13 protein-coding genes, 1 pseudogene and 1 riboswitch are annotated in these 15,983 nt (G+C 35.2%); of the genes and pseudogenes, 11 read left to right on the forward strand and 3 right to left on the reverse strand.

Features of this window, described 5'->3' with window-relative positions; translation table 11 throughout:
- The first annotated feature begins 137 nt into the window (after positions 1–137).
- The 4 genes from AC22L0_RS20590 (at position 138) to AC22L0_RS20605 (ending at position 3,400) form a co-directional block, all read left to right on the forward strand.
- Entirely contained in the window at positions 138–1,583 is a 1,446-nt protein-coding gene (locus AC22L0_RS20590) for a L,D-transpeptidase family protein (protein ID WP_001064057.1), read from the forward strand.
- Between the two features lie 342 nt (positions 1,584–1,925).
- Complete coding sequence (locus AC22L0_RS20595; protein WP_001104104.1) at positions 1,926–2,141, forward strand: hypothetical protein; 216 nt, start codon at positions 1,926–1,928, stop codon at positions 2,139–2,141.
- A 292-nt stretch (positions 2,142–2,433) separates the two neighbouring features.
- Positions 2,434–2,595, forward strand: coding sequence for a hypothetical protein (locus AC22L0_RS20600; protein WP_000441008.1), 162 nt, complete (start codon positions 2,434–2,436; stop codon positions 2,593–2,595).
- Between the two features lie 418 nt (positions 2,596–3,013).
- Positions 3,014–3,400, forward strand: coding sequence for a DUF1259 domain-containing protein (locus tag AC22L0_RS20605; RefSeq protein ID WP_001986336.1), 387 nt, complete (start codon positions 3,014–3,016; stop codon positions 3,398–3,400).
- Positions 3,401–3,702: 302 nt separating this feature from the next.
- On the opposite strand, the pseudogene AC22L0_RS20610 reads toward AC22L0_RS20605, so the two are convergent.
- Positions 3,703–3,921, reverse strand: a pseudogene (locus AC22L0_RS20610) (DUF6241 domain-containing protein); the annotation flags it as partial.
- Between the two features lie 130 nt (positions 3,922–4,051).
- Between AC22L0_RS20610 and AC22L0_RS20615 the strand changes: the two are divergent.
- A complete protein-coding gene (locus AC22L0_RS20615; RefSeq protein WP_001120970.1) occupies positions 4,052–4,384 on the forward strand; it encodes a DUF1904 family protein in 333 nt (110 codons plus the stop codon).
- A gap of 101 nt (positions 4,385–4,485) precedes the next feature.
- Here AC22L0_RS20615 and AC22L0_RS20620 read toward each other — a convergent pair whose 3' ends face one another.
- Positions 4,486–4,878, reverse strand: a complete 393-nt coding sequence (locus AC22L0_RS20620) for a VOC family protein (protein ID WP_001145286.1) — start codon at positions 4,876–4,878, stop codon at positions 4,486–4,488.
- Positions 4,879–4,989: 111 nt separating this feature from the next.
- Here AC22L0_RS20620 and AC22L0_RS20625 point away from each other — a divergent pair, with 111 nt between their 5' ends.
- Together AC22L0_RS20625 and AC22L0_RS20630 are read left to right on the forward strand one after the other, a co-directional pair.
- On the forward strand, positions 4,990–7,299 hold the full coding sequence (locus tag AC22L0_RS20625) for an AAA domain-containing protein (protein WP_065703691.1): 2,310 nt from the start codon (positions 4,990–4,992) through the stop codon (positions 7,297–7,299).
- A 76-nt stretch (positions 7,300–7,375) separates the two neighbouring features.
- Positions 7,376–7,477, forward strand: a riboswitch (SAM riboswitch).
- A gap of 88 nt (positions 7,478–7,565) precedes the next feature.
- Positions 7,566–8,771 carry a M20 family metallopeptidase gene (locus tag AC22L0_RS20630; protein ID WP_087964932.1) on the forward strand — a complete coding sequence of 402 codons (1,206 nt, stop codon included), beginning with the start codon at positions 7,566–7,568 and terminating at the stop codon, positions 8,769–8,771.
- 169 nt (positions 8,772–8,940) lie between these two features.
- On the opposite strand, the gene AC22L0_RS20635 is transcribed toward AC22L0_RS20630, so the two are convergent.
- Positions 8,941–9,381 carry an Lrp/AsnC family transcriptional regulator gene (locus tag AC22L0_RS20635; RefSeq protein ID WP_001178562.1) on the reverse strand — a complete coding sequence of 147 codons (441 nt, stop codon included), beginning with the start codon at positions 9,379–9,381 and terminating at the stop codon, positions 8,941–8,943.
- Positions 9,382–9,548: 167 nt separating this feature from the next.
- Between AC22L0_RS20635 and AC22L0_RS20640 the strand changes: the two genes are divergently transcribed.
- The 4 genes from AC22L0_RS20640 to AC22L0_RS20655 all read left to right on the forward strand — a co-directional run bounded on the left by AC22L0_RS20640 (position 9,549) and on the right by AC22L0_RS20655 (position 15,563).
- Complete coding sequence (locus tag AC22L0_RS20640; protein ID WP_016111604.1) at positions 9,549–10,313, forward strand: SDR family oxidoreductase; 765 nt, start codon at positions 9,549–9,551, stop codon at positions 10,311–10,313.
- Between the two features lie 282 nt (positions 10,314–10,595).
- Positions 10,596–11,192: a TetR/AcrR family transcriptional regulator gene (locus tag AC22L0_RS20645; RefSeq protein ID WP_087948649.1), complete on the forward strand. Its 597-nt coding sequence runs from the start codon at positions 10,596–10,598 to the stop codon at positions 11,190–11,192.
- A 62-nt stretch (positions 11,193–11,254) separates the two neighbouring features.
- Complete coding sequence (locus AC22L0_RS20650) at positions 11,255–12,397, forward strand: MFS transporter (RefSeq protein WP_087964929.1); 1,143 nt, start codon at positions 11,255–11,257, stop codon at positions 12,395–12,397.
- Between the two features lie 1,204 nt (positions 12,398–13,601).
- Entirely contained in the window at positions 13,602–15,563 is a 1,962-nt protein-coding gene (locus AC22L0_RS20655; protein WP_061654901.1) for a M6 family metalloprotease domain-containing protein, read from the forward strand.
- Positions 15,564–15,983 lie beyond the last annotated feature (420 nt).

Raw genomic sequence — 15,983 nt, forward strand, 5'->3', positions numbered from 1 at the left:
TTGAAAAATCTAAATTTAATCATTAAATTGCGATAAAATGTGGTCGGAAATAATGAAATTTTAGGAAAAATAAGGTACACTAGTTTATGATTTTAGTTGAAAATCGTTTGACGTTAATGCATACGGGGGAAAGATTGATGAACAACAATACAACAAATGAATCAGTTGAAGAAATTGATCAAAAACGAGTAAGATCAAAAAAACGTTATACAAATTGGAAGTTTATTGCAGCGGGTATTGGTGTAATTGCACTTCTTATTGGGGGAATGAGTTATTATCAGGCAACTCACTTCAATTCGAATGTTACAATTAATGACACAAAAGTTGGTGGTCTGAGCGCTGATCAGGCAATACAGAAATTAAAGACATCTGGACTAGCAAACAAAGTCTATGTTGATCAACAACAAATTTTAGATGAAAAAGATACAAAAACAGAACTTACGGAAAAAGATTTGCCTCAAGTTAAGAAACTATTAAAAAACCAGTGGACATTTTTCCCTTCCTCAAAGGGAGAAAATTATTCATTGCTACCAGAGAAGGCAGATCAGTATCGTAGTGAAACGATGAAAAAACTTGTAGAAGAAAAGCTCATCTCTATGAATGAGAAATTAAAAGCGCCTCAAGATGCTATGGCGAAGCTAGAACAAGGGAAAATTGTTATTTCGAAAAGTGTTGAAGGAAAACAGTATGATGTTACTAGTCTACTGAAAGATTATGATAAGCAAAAATATAAAAGCGAAATTCATCTGAAGTCTGCATACATAAAACCTATTAAAGAAGACGATCCGATTGTCAAAAAAGAGGAGAAAGCACTACAGAATCTTCTTGGGCAGTCTGTTGAGTATAAAGTGCAGGATGAAGTTTATCCTTTAAAAGCGAAAGATTTAATTCAAAATGCCTCTATGTCAAAGGATATGAAAGTTACAATTGATGCGAGTGACATTAAGAAGAAAATTACTGAAATTAATAATGCCAAATCAACATTAAATAAAGATTTCTCATTTAAAACTCATTCCGGTTCAGTCATATCAGTAAAAGGAGAAGGATACGGCTGGGCACTAGATGTTGAAAAAGAAACTAAACAAGTTCAACAAGCCTTTGAGAAAGGCGAAAAATCGCTTTCTGCTTCTAATATTCACGGGAATGGTTGGGAGAAGGAAGGTATCGGTTATAAAACAACATCGAATAATGGCATCGGAGACACGTATGCAGAAGTTTCAATTGCAGAGCAACAAATTTGGATTTACAAAGATGGAAAATTAGTTGTTACAACAAATGTAGTAACTGGTAAACATAGTACTGGTGAAGATACATCACCAGGTGTGTGGTACGTCCTATATAAACGAACACCATATACGCTAAGAGGTAACGCAGTAGGAAAAGCTGATTATGCGGTTAAAGTAGATTACTGGGTTCCATTCACAAATAGTGGTCAAGGATTCCACGATGCCGGCTGGCGCAAAGACTGGGGAAATAATGCTTATTTAACAGGAGGATCAGGTGGGTGTGTGAACCTTCTTCCTAATGTTGCAAAAACTGTATATGATAGTTTGAACACGTATGATCCAGTTATTGTGTATTAAAAAATAGCTACGTATCAAGAAATAAACAAAGCAGGAAATCTTATCTGATGGTATATGAAAAAACACCTCTTGCATTCGCATACTAAGTGTGCAAATGCAATGGAGGTGTTTTTGTTTGAATACAAGAGCGTATTGCTTATAAGAAACAAAGTAGAAAGAAATAATAAGTATTCAAATAGTCAATAAAATTGACAATGAATATCATTTTCACTTAATATAGAATCATTGCATTTAATTAGACATGAATTTTTTGTTAATATAATAGATTTCTATTAAGTTGTCACATTTAAGAACTATCATTAAATATTTTAAGAATTTAAACGTAGGAAAGGGTAATATAAAATGAACTGGAAAAAAGGCGGATTATGGGTTATTATTTTTTTCGTTGTAAAAGGCACGATTTCTACACTTTTAATCGTTACAGGTGCTAAATATTTTGATTTATCATTTATGCAACTTATCTTATTAATTCTGACCTTATTAGTGATTTCTCTAATAAGCCGAAAATTGCTGTATAGACATAAACAAAACAAAAAGCAAAAAGAGCTAAATATATAATGGAGCCCCAGAGACCTTTGGATTTCTGGGGTTTTATTTTGATAGTTTTTTCGCATGTATATCAATTTAACAGAATAGGTTGTCCAAAATGATAAAATCGATGATGTTTAAAATGCGTCAGTTATTTTTAATAACGATTGATACCCGTATTTCTACAATCTATATAAATGACTCAATCTCCGCATCTTTTGAATGCCCTTCAATAAAACATAAGCAAAATAATTACCAATCCTATGCAAGAAAGTTAGGCTAGTTAATCGCATATATTTTATTGAAAGGATGTGATTGAATTATGGAACGGCCGAATTGGGGAATTGGAGGATTAGTATTCGTTGGCTGTATGTTTCTTGGTGGAGGAGTGGGATCTATGTTAGGTAATGCCCAAACTGGATGGCTAATAGGAATGGGCGCTGGATTTCTTGGTATGGCTTTAACGAGACTGTTCAGAAAATAATGTAACTGAGATTCTTCTTCTGGTAAATAAGGAAATATGTAAGTAAGTCATGGCATAAGAGTTCTATAAATTATAGTTAGAATCTTCTCTTTTGTATTTGTCTTTTCTAAATTTCTCCATACATAGATATAATTCTCAAGTCGGAGGATGGCACCTTAGGGTGTCTTTTTTATGCTCTTTAAAAATGTCTTATCATTATAATAGCTGAGTTTTGCTTTCAGTCTCCGATGTCCATTAAGCATAAAATAAAAATTCTGCACCATTTAAACTCTGATAACAATTCATACGATCAAGAATAATTGAGTTAATAGCTTTCGGTAGATCGCCATCATTTTTTTATAATAGATTAGATTCATTACCGTTTCAGACCTATGTATGAATTCATAATCTAATAGTAAAAGGAGGAATGATTAAAGGTATGGCGGTTAATGAGGAATCAATTTGTCAACAGTTTGCAAGAATCATTGGCGGTCAAGAAGGATTCGCTGGTGGGAAATGCGTGGCAACAATAAACCGAGATGAAATACGAGCAACAATCTTGGGAAAACGTTTTAGAGTAACAACTTCCTTTTCATTCGAATCACGAGACAATAAAACTGGACGGGCATTATGCCTAGGCCGAGTAGCACTCTTACAAAAAGAAGTCACTGAATTTGTGGCGACAATTATTAAACAAGGAATAATCGTTTCGTCTATACACAATGAGTGGTTATGTGATGATCCAAATTTAATTTACGTTAATATCGAAGACGTTGATGATCCACTAAATTTTGCAAGAAAAGTGAGAAGAGCGTTATGCACGTAATCAATTTCTTTAGTTAAACGAGTGATTATATTAAATTGAAAAGTTCAGCGTGTTGGATGGTTTTATAAAACGAAAGAAGGCGTTTCATATTTGGAATGCCTTTTCTTTATGTGTTCGTTACTAATGTGGGTGGTTAACTGGTTATATGCTGTTTATCTTGCAACAGCAAGAACTGGACGAGGTATCTTTAAAGGTGTTTGACTGTCTATAGATACCGTATTTTATCAAATGTTGTTAGCATATCATAAAACGATAAGGGAGAAATCGCCTTCATACCAACCAATCAAAATCTTGAGGTACTATTCTTTATGTTGTAAGGTTCCACTATTATTTTCATCAATTACTCAACGTACTGCTTCGATGTTTTCTGGAGTCATTTTAATAAATCCTTGCTTTTCATGAGATAATACTTTTTGATGAGTCATTTTGTGCATGGCATTGATTATATGACGATCAGAATTGAGGTCAAGTATTACCTCTTCACCTTTAATTCTATCAGTCTGCTTTTCCTTAACTCCTGATTATATTAGCTTCAATAACATATGATCATTCTTAAGAATGTCATTGAAATGTACGAATAGATGTTAGTGCAGCAAAATAAATTGTGTTATGATATGAGGAAATATAAAGCTATGTAACGGAGGGAATAACATGCCGCATGTTGTGTTTCGTGGAATTACTACTGAACAATTAAAAAGCATAAGCAAGCCATTAGTAGAAGAACTCGCAGATATCTGTGAGTGTGGTACGGATAATTTCACCTTGGAATTACCAAGTTCTACGTTTGTATTCAATGGAGAAGAAATAGAAGCGTTTCCTCTTATTGAAGTGAAATGGTTCGAGCGTGGACAGGAAATTCGTGATCGATTTGCCAAGGCCATTACTACATATGTAATGGATTTTGGACTTCCAGAAGTAGAGGTTGTATTTACAGTTTTCACAGAATCAGCCTATTATATTAACGGGAAGCATTGTGCAAGTTAGAGCTATTAGAAAGATTTTTATTCCTATAATAAAATATGTTTCGTTAAAAACAAGGGCCGGAATTCCGGCTCCTTTTCTATCCCGCAAAATAAAGTCTTACTTTATCTCTCCGTCTCAAAAAACTCAATCCATTCTCCATCAGGGCCAGCGAAGAATATGTAACGTGTTCCATCTGGTAATGTTTCAATTTCTTCTCCTAGTAAAAAGGTTACTTTTTGTTTCTTTAGTCTTTCGATCTCATCCTCTAATGAATCCACTTTAAAGCAAATGTGATGTACTTTTCCTTCTGCCGGAAGAGAAGAGTTGTAGCCTTCAATGAGTTCTAGTATCGTTTCTTTTGATTCTTCTACACCTAAAAAAGCGAGTTTTAAGTCTGGATTCGGATGACCCATACGTTTCATGAGCTGTAAGCCGACTACTTCTTCATAAAATGAAATAGATGTTTCTAAGTTTGCAACCATAAGTCCAACGTGTTCAATTCTTCTAACTGGCATGTAGATTCCTTCTTTCTGAAAATTATATACAATATATTATTGAAAATTAAGAAAATAAGCAAGATAAAAACCTTACAAATTTTAGCGTGTTATATGGTATAGTGAGAAAGTATGTTTGGGGAGAAGGAAGGAGATTATACGATGAATACAACTACTCAAACTCCTTCATTATCGGAAACGATGAAAGAGTGGCATTATGCATTAGCGTATGAAATTAAACATTGGAAAACGATAGGTGGTAGTAAAATTTCTATCATGAACGGTCGTTTTTTATATACAGATTATGAAAGTACAGTATACGTATTTCAGCTTATTTCGGAAGTAAGCTTACCTGAAGGTTCACCCATTCGAATTGAGTTCGATGGTGAGGAAGCGACAGGGGAAGTATTATCTATACATGGATTAGAAATAGAGCTGAAATTAAATGATTATATACAAGGTGAAATAAGAGAAGCGGTTTTATATAGTGAACCGTGGCAATTGTTAGAGCAACTACAAGAGCGATTGAAAGAAGCACGTAAAGATAAGCTGAAACGTAATCGTATAAAGCGTCTTGTTGATGGGACGAGCAGTCCGAAACATATTGAGAAGATGAAAAATCCAAAAAATGAACTGGCATATCGTTCGTTTTATAATCCGACAACGTACGTATGGGGACCGCCGGGAACAGGGAAGTCTTACAATTTATCACGTATTATTTCGGCTCATTATCAAAAAGGAAAATCGGTACTTGTGTTGGCTCATAGTAATGCGGCAGTAGACGTATTAATGAGTGAAGTAACGAAGCAAATTGAGAAGAAAAAGAAATGGACGCCTGGTGAAATTGTTCGTTACGGTTATAGTCAACATGAACATATACGAAATCATGAAACGTTACTTGCGTCGAAGTTAGTTGAAACGACGAACGGATCTTGGGGGGAGGAAAGACTCTATTTAGAAGAGACACGACAAGATCTTCGTGAAAAAATCTTATCGTATAAAGCAACATCTGCTGATAAGAAGCGTATACAAGAGATTGAAAGTGATCTTCGAAAGCAAAAGGCTAAAATTAAAGAAGTAGAAAAAGAATATATTGAAAATGCAAAAGTAATCGGCGCAACTTTATCAAAATGTGCCATTGATTCACTTATTTATGAGCGTACATTTGATTTAGTTGTTGTAGATGAAGTAAGTATGGCATATGTTCCGCAAATTGCATTAGCTGCTTCACTTGGAAAACGTATCGTCGTTTGCGGTGACTTTTTACAGTTACCTCCAATTGCGATGGCAAATCATGAACTCGTTCGTAAATGGCTTGGGGAAGATATGTTTTACCATGCTGGGATTGTTGAGTCTGTTAATAAATCAGAAGCACACCCAAACCTATTTATGTTGCAGGAACAAAGACGTATGCATGCGGATATATCGAAGTTTACGAATTCGTTTATTTATAAAAATAGAGTACACGATCATCCGTCTGTTTCAGAGCGTAAAGAACTTGCGCAATTGCAGCCGTTCGCAAATGAAGCGAGTGTTTTATTTGATACGAGCCAAATGGGAGCTTTTTCGTTAAAAGATGCTGCTTCTGGTTCACGTTTTAACATTATGTCTGGTGTAGTAGCAATGCAAATGATGTTAATCGGATTGTTAGATGGTGTGCAATCAATTGGTATTGTGACACCTTACAGGGCGCAGTCACGCTTTTTATCAACGTGTATTAGAGAAATGTTGCAGAGAACGAAATATCAAAACATACCAGTTTTAGCGGCGACAGTTCATAAGTTCCAAGGTTCTGAAAGAGATATGATGATCTTTGATACGGTTGACAGTTATCCGCAAGAACGACCTGGCATATTATTCTTTGATCACAAAAACCATCGCCTCGTCAATGTAGCAGTGACAAGGGCGAGAGGGAAGTTCATTCAATTATCTGATTGCCATTATATGCGTAAAAACCTTTCGAGAAAACAAGCGTTATCACAATTAACAGCTCATATAGAACGTCACGGAGATGTGTATGATCGTACGACATCAAGACAATTGTGGGAACGGAAAATTTCGAAACGTTTACGCTGGTTTATGGAAATGAATCTTGAGGAAACGAAAGGGGTATTAAAAGATATTTTAGCCTCAAAACGAAAAATTATTATTTCACTTCCAAGTACAAAACAAGTGGATAAGCGAGTATGGCAAGCGTTAATGCGTACAAATGCGCAAATAACAGTTTATAGTGATGGACCAGTTCCACTGAAAAATGTAAAGTTACAAAGACAAAATAAAGCATTCCCGTTTATCGTAATTGATGATGAAATCTTCTGGGCAGGCGCACCGCTTACATCTCAAATGATGTTTGAAGGTAGTACGGAATTTCCGTACGTATGTGCAAGACTGCAAGCACCTGAGACAATTGGTGTATTAAAAGGATTTTTAGATATTCGGTAAATTCGGATAGGAATTCCTTGACTTTTACTTGGAATGAACTTAGAATAAAAAATAATTTAATATAATTTTATGAAAATTCTTATCACGAGAGGTGGAGGGACTGGCCCTATGATACCTCGGCAGCGGATTCGTTATGAATACTGTGCCAATTCCAGCAAGGTAACTTGAAAGATAAGAAAGAAGCTCATTTTGACTGTATATACAGAAGCCTCTTTCTATCTTTTAGAAAGAGGCTTTTTTATGTGAAAATAAAAGGAGGAAGAAAAATGGGAGCGACAGGAGTAGCGTCACAAAGAAAAACAATTGAAGAGAGTATCGAAAGAAATAAGGAAAAGTACATAGAAACAAGTCATGATATTCATGCGAATCCGGAAATTGGTAACCAAGAGTTTTATGCCTCTAGAACGTTAAGTTTATTGCTAGGCAGTGCAGGATTTCAGTTGCAGCACAATATAGCTGGACATGAAACGGGATTTATCGCGCGAAAAAGCTCTGGAAAACAAGGACCTGCAATCGCATTTTTAGCGGAGTACGACGCTTTACCAGGACTAGGTCATGCGTGTGGTCACAATTTAATTGGCACAATTAGCGTTGTAGCAGCAATCGCATTATCAGAAACGCTTGAAGAAATTGGCGGGGAAGTTGTCGTGTTTGGTACGCCAGCAGAAGAAGGCGGGCCAAATGGTAGCGCGAAATCAAGTTATGTAAAGGCAGGTTTATTTAAAGACATTGATGCGGCGCTTATGATTCATCCGAGCGGAAAGACAGCGACAACGAGTCCTTCACTAGCAGTCGATCCACTTGATTTTCATTTTTACGGAAAAACAGCTCACGCTGCAGCTTCGCCAGAAGAAGGGATTAACGCATTAGATGCGGTTATTCAGCTCTATAACGGTATTAACGCACTTCGCCAACAACTCCCGTCAGACGTGAGAATTCATGGTGTCATTACAGAGGGCGGAAAAGCACCTAATATTATTCCTGACTATGCCGCAGCAAGATTCTTCATCCGTGCAGCAACGAGAAAAAGATGCGCGGAAGTAACAGAAAAAGTAAGAAACATTGCACAGGGAGCAGCATTAGCAACAGGTGCAAAAGTAAAAATCCATCAATTTCAAAATGAAATCGATGAATTACTCGTAACAAAAACATATAACGATATCGTAGCGGAAGAACTAGAACTATTAGGTGAAGATGTAAATCGTAAAGAAAGAGTAGGGATTGGTTCAACCGACGCAGGAAACGTAAGTCAAGTCGTACCGACAATTCATCCGTACATTAAAATCGGACCAGATGATTTAATTGCACATACGAATGAATTTAGAGAAGCAGCACGTTCAGAACTTGGAGATAAAGCATTAATTACATCGGCAAAAGCATTAGCAAATACAGCGTATCGATTAATTACGGAAGAAGGGTTGTTAGAGAAGGTGAAGGAGGAGTTTAGAGAGGCGCAGAGGAATCAGGGGTAAGGGGATTAAGGTGCTTTTTTCGAATAGAGATCTAATTCATAAGTAGAGATATAAAAAAGAACATTGAAATATCAATGTTCTTTTTTTGTTTACTAATCATTGATTTCATTGGCTTTTCTCATAAAGGAAAAACTTTTACTGTTAGCCGGGGATAATACGTATCCCTTTATTAGAACGACAATTTCTCCTCAAACTCACTCTTTAAAACAATTAAAGGAGACGATAATCCAAATTGCATTAAAGAGTCTAAAAATGTAGCGAGAGAATCCATCGAATCGCTCATGACCTTCATCATATAATTAAATTCCCCGCTAATTCGGTATAAATCTGTTACTTCAGGAGCGGCATTACAAAATTGAATAAAATCAGAGCATTGGCTCGTTTTAAACATGATGAATGCTTGAATGTTTTTATTAATTTTTGCAGGCTCAAATTTCGTTCGATAAGCCGCTATAACTCCTTGATCTTCAAGCTTGTTAATACGTTCTTTTACAGCAGGTTGCGTCATGGATATAATTCGTCCTATTTCTGAAACAGAAATTCTCGCATTTTCATATAACAGGTTCATAATTTTATGATCGATTTCATCCAATTTTACAGCGTTTTGCATTGTGTAGCCTCCTTGTTGTGTTTTCTAAAGTGAATTGCGAATTATAACTATAATATCATAAGTGAACGAACTAAATTACCTATAAATCTATATTTAAAATGATTAGTATTTGCATGAAAATATAAGTATAGGGTTTATCAAAAGGGAATTTAGGAAGGATGGAAAAAATGAAGAATCTTGATGGGAAAGTAGCATTAGTAACAGGGGCAAGTCGCGGCATTGGTCGTGCGATTGCGATGAGATTGGCAAACGACGGTGCATTAGTTGCGATTCACTACGGCCGAAATAAAATAGCTGCAGATGAAACAATTAGTGAGATTGAATCTAATGGAGGAAAGGCATTCTTAATTGAAGCTGATCTCAATTTAATGGATGGTGTCAAAAAAATAGTAGAACAATTGAAGAATGAATTACAAATAAGAGTTGGTACATCAGAGATTGATATTTTAGTAAACAATGCAGGGATAGGTACACAAGGGACGATTGAAAATACGACAGAAGAAGTTTTTGATGAAATTATGGCCGTAAATATTAAGGCGCCATTCTTTTTAATTCAGCAAACATTACCGTTACTACGAGTAGAAGGGCGCGTTATTAACATTTCATCAGCGGAAGTAAGACTTGGTTTTACAGGGTCCATTGCATACGGTTTAAGTAAAGGTGCACTAAATACGATGACACTTCCTCTAGCTAAACATCTTGGAGAACGAGGTATAACAGTGAATACAATTATGCCTGGATATACGAAGACAGATATCAATGCGAAATTGCTAGATGATTCAGAAATACGGAATTTTGCTACGGATTCATCTGTGTTCGGACGAATAGGGCAAGTTGAAGATATTGCAGATGTAGTAGCATTCCTTGCTTCTTCTGATAGCCGCTGGGTAACAGGGCAGATTATAGATGTCTCTGGAGGGTTTTGTTTATAGGGGCACTACTCCATAACCAGCAAGCTAATTAAGTAAATTACTAGTTATGAAACGATCCTCGTTTCATAACTAGTAATCTATAGAAAGGTAGAGATGATAAAGAAATCTATTAAAACGTGATTTTTTCGCTAGGCAATTTGAATAAGGGGGCTATTTTTAATTATTCATAATCTAAAATAATCCAATTTTATTTTACAGTAACATTAAAACAAAATTATTGACCGCGTGGTACAAAAAGGAGTATTCTATTCATGTTATCTTTAAAATGAGAGGAGGATACGATTGAATAAACGCGGCAGACCTCGAGAGTTTGATTATTCCTCAATTGTAGATGTTGCAATGAAAACATTTTGGTTAAGAGGATATGAAGGATGTTCTACACAAGATTTATGCAGTGATACAGGACTTGGAAAAGGAAGTTTATACAATACTTTCGGTAGTAAACATGAACTGTATAAACAAGTATTAGAACGCTACCATGAAATTGGGATTAGGGAACAAAAGAAATTGTTACATACTCCAATTCCAGTTAAAGAACGATTAAGTAATTTTTTTGAATGGGCATTGAAAGAAGACTTTGAGAATATGGATCAAAAAGGATGCTTATTGATTAATGCCAGTATAGAACGTGCTAAAAACGATTTAATGGTACAAGAAATTTTCTCGAAGCATGTTGAACTTCTTAAACAAGCTATTGAAACAGTGATGGAGGAAGGATTGCAAACAGGTGAAATTTCAAAGAAGCAATCCGCTGAGGAATTAGCTAGTCTGCTTTTAAGCAGTTATTACGGATTCCGTGTTCTTAATGTATCGATGCAAAATCGGATGTTGTCTGAACAAGTTATCAAAGGAGCAGTAGAGTCTATTTGTGGCGCTTAGTGCGCCCTTTTTTCGCACTATTTTTGTACCGATCATTACAATAATGAATAAGGAGTGTTTTTATGCCATCGATTATTTATTTATTAGCTTTAGCAATCTTTTGTATGACTACATCAGAATTTATGGTTGCAGGTATGATGAATGAACTTGCTCTTGCATTCCAGGTTTCTGTATCATCCATTGGGTATTTAATTTCAGCTTATGCAGGAGCAATGGTAATAGGAGGCCCCATTTTAACTGCAATCCTCTTACGAATGCGCAGCAAACAAGCATTATTGTTTTTAATGTTCGTATTTTTAATTGGTCAATCGCTCGGAGCTATTGCTTGGAACTATGATATTATGATGATTTCACGTATTATAACTGGTATTGCTTCAGCTTCAGCTTTTGGAGTTGCGATTTCCTTTTCTGCGGCATTGGTTCACTCTGATTCAAGGGGAAAAGCTGCATCAATTGTACTTGCAGGTTTAATGTTCGCAACTGTATTAGGTTTACCTATAACAACCGTTATTTCGCAATATTTTGGCTGGCGTATTAGTTTTGGAGCTGTTTCTGTTCTTGTGCTAGTATCAGCAATTATGATTCAACGGTTATTACCATCTTCTTCAAATAAAGAGCAATTAAATTGGAAAGATGAACTTCTGCGATTTAAGAATATTCATCTTTGGGCAGCGTACGTAACAAGTATGTTCATTATTGGTGGTACGTTTGCAGCATTTAGTTATTTCACTCCTATCTTTACAAATGTTACAGGGTTTTCAAGTGCAAGTATTCCATATTTACTTGCTCTCTATGGTAGTGCGACGGTAATTGGGAATATAATAATTGGCAAGTTCGCTGATAAATTTACAATGAAAATACTTATGGGTGGATTAATTATATTAATCATAGCGTTGTCTTTATTTGCTTTAAGTGCAGAGAATAAATACATTGCAGTTATTTCTACGATTTTTATTGGTTTAACTGGTGTAGCATTGAATCCAGCTATGGTTGCAAGGGTGATGAAGACAGCTAGTAATGGAATAATGATAAATACCGTTCATAGTTCTTTTATTACGCTAGGTATTGTTATTGGTTCGTCACTAGGTGGTCTTGGGATCAGTAAAGGATATGGTTTTGTATCTCCTCTATGGATTGGAGCTTGTTTAGCTATCCTTGGGGTAATTTCGTTATTTCCATATTTACATAAAGGAAATGTAGATTAAGAGGTTTAAAATTTCTTTATATGGGGGAGCACCCCATCGCTATCAAGCTAAGAAACACATTCTTCACCAAAAACGATAAAAATGATTAACATGTAAAAAATTAGTTCTGGAACTATTATGATAGTTTAACTTAATGAGCATGTATGGTGACCCCTAATTTATTTGATTTGAAAATTTATTTCTATACAGATTACAAAATTGAATTAATGAGAAGATTTAATCAGAATCATTTACAAACTGCACTTTTGGGATAAATAAGTTATTATCTAACAACTGTTATTCATCATCACAAAAAATCCAGTAACTTCATCTGGAGAATAATAAACATCTATAAATTATTGTTAGAAGCTGTCCTTTTTGTATTTATCTTTTATAAATTTCTTCAATACATAGATGTAATTCTCAAGTCGGAGGAAGGCACCTTAGGTGTCTTTTTTCATTATAAAAACCCAAAAGCATTTATGTACTTAAGGGCTTATCCATTAAAAAGTATGGGTATTTGGAATTCCTTAAATTAAGAACAAAGTGGAATTATTCCTAAACTAATTAATAGAGCTGCAGCCAACGCTGGAATTGGTACAGGAATCTCGATACCTTCTACACCTAAGAAGTATTGTCCACTTATTACTTTAAAACAAACTAATTCCTCTTTTCTGCTAGAGTTAATGCGTTATAATATTTAATTAAACTATCTGTATGACCGGATTTTATATTTTTATAATGTATATTATTTTGCCATTCTTAGAGTCCTTATAGTATCTTTTTTCTCAATATAAGAACTCTAAAAATGTGTTAATATTTTAATACAAATTCCCTTTTGTGCAATGAGATAGTAATACCCAACAAAAAGCCCACCTATTTTAGTAGGTGGGCCTTATCTTTATTACACAATGTCAAATTACACTCTCTTTTGCTCATAAACTTTATTTAATTTGGATTAGTCAACATGTGGCATTATATACATACTAAAAGTATAATTTTTTCCGGAACTCTACATGTAACTTTCATCGATTCTGCTTAACTGGATAATCTTGAGAAAATATTAACAGAATTAAAAAAATAACATTTTTTCAATTTCCTGTAATTATAATTAAAGGTATTCTGTTAGTGTTATACAAATGTATCTGTCGATTTATTCCATGTATGAATCTAGTCTGGCTATCAACAGAATATTCCACACACAATTGAAAAAGGGGGAAAGTTTATGCAAAGAATTTTAAAATTCCTGTTCATGTCCGTTTTTTCTTTGATTTGTGTTTTGTATGTTCAAACGGACTCTTTTGCCGCACCAGCATACGAGGGAGTTGTCAAAATGAAGCAGCCTTCAGGCGAATCTTTTGAGGGCACGTTACATGGAGATGAATGGTTCCATTGGGTAAGTACAAAGGATGGAGATGTACTTTTACAAGATCAGAAGGGGTATTGGAATTACGCGGAGCTTACATTAGATGAACTGAAATCGACGGGGAAAAAATATAAAATTGATAAGAAGCCTTCAATGGCAGTAAATGAGAACAATTTGAACAAATGGATAAAGAATTACAACCCTCAAGCAAAGAAAAAACAGGAGCACATGAATAAATTACAAAAAGAATCACCAAAAAATATTGATGGAACTGTCACTCCAGTTTTAGGAAACAAAAAATTACTTGTTTTGTTAATTGGGTTTACAGATGTTGATATTGCATATAACGATAACGATTGGAGTAACAAATTCTTTTCTACAAATCAAAAGTCAGTTAAGAATTACTATAATGAAGTAAGTAACGGAAAAGTACAGATAACTCCAGCTCCTGAAACATATGGTACTCAAAATGATGGAGTGGTTAAAGTGAAATTAGATTACGCTCATCCGAGTACATCGGGAAAAAGTATGGGTACGGTTATAACAGATGCACTGGCTAAAGCTGATTCTCAAGTGAATTTTGCTAGTCTTGATACTAATAATGATCAAGTCATTGACTCTAAAGATGGCTTCTACATTGTAAGTTTTCTTGCTGGTAATGAACAGGCTAGTGGTGGTCCACTTCCAAATATTTGGGCACATCAGTCATATGCTCCTAATACAAATCACGATGGTGTTACAGTATCAGGCATGTATACAGCGCAGGGGGAAAAGCAATATGGTCATATGGCGACAATTGGTATACCTGCTCATGAGTTAGGTCATTCTTTTGGTCTTCCAGATCTATATGGCGACAATAACCGTGTGGGTAGTCTAAGTATAATGGGGAATGGAGCTTGGAATAGTCTTCCAGGAGAAGAGTATGGAACTACGCCAGATCATATGGATGCTTGGTCCAAGGTAAAACTAGGTTTTGTAACGCCAAATGTAGTAAATACCAGCAACAATTTTACTCTAAATGCGATCCCAAATAACTATAATGTGTTAAAGATTCCTTTAAAGGATAATACGTATTTTTTAGTTGAGAATCGCGCAAAGGTTGGGTATGATGCGAGCTTACCAACTAATTCTGGTGGTATTGCGGTTTGGCATATTGATGAATCCATGAATAATAATTCCAGTGATCCTCATCCTTTCATTGATATAGAACAATCCGTCAGTGAATACCAAGACCCTTTCTATTACACGAATCAAAATCATGCTGCTTCCTTTAGTCCAGACACCAATCCGAATAGTAATACCTACACGGGAGAAAAATCAGGTGTAACGATTACAACGACAAGCACAAGTAATTCGACTATGAATGTAGCGGTCACAACAAAAGAAGCTAGCTTAATTCCGCAAACAAACTGGACACTAAAATATGTAGATAGCTATAATTGGTACAATTTAGGTACGTATGCCTTTGACGGAAATAAAGACACATTTTGGCATACAAATTGGAGTCCTGTTGCTCCAATGCCACATGAGATTCAAATTGATTTAGGTGCGACCTATAACCTCTCCAAATTCAGCTACCTGCCAAGGCAAGACGGCCAAATAAACGGAACGATTAAGGATTATGAGTTTTACGTAAGTAGTGATGGAGTGAATTGGGGAACAGCTGTATCCATAGGTGCTTTTGCAAATAATACTAATTTGAAAGAAGTCAACTTTGCAAACAAGACAGGTCGTTATATTAGACTACGTGCATTAAGCGAGGTAAACAATAATCCATGGACAAGTGCGGCAGAAATCAATGTATTTGGAGTGGCTCAATAATATATTCATGAGGGTATTTATTTAAATCATTGATATGCTATTTCAAAAGGTTATCATTCGCTGGGGGTTTCATCCAGCCTTTGATAACCTTCTTATTCTGCTAATATGTAAAAGAAAAACATAGATTGTTAAAATTGACTTTCTTAGCTTAGTTTAGCTTAAATGTGAAACTTTTTAAGGTTTATTTTGTATGCAAATCTTTCAATTACCTACACTTGTCCTTTAGAAATAAGAAACAATCTCACCTGAAATTTATTTTATATAAGCTTAGCTTGATAGAGATGGGGCGCGACCCCACATCCATCAACTTAAGGATTTAGACTATTTTTGAAGTTAAAAGCACGTTACTATTTTCTTATGTTAATGAGAAAGGGTGACGTGTTTTTTATGAATATGAATCAAAAACAAGAATTATCTTTA

This window comes from Bacillus sp. LQ01 (assembly GCF_057624735.1).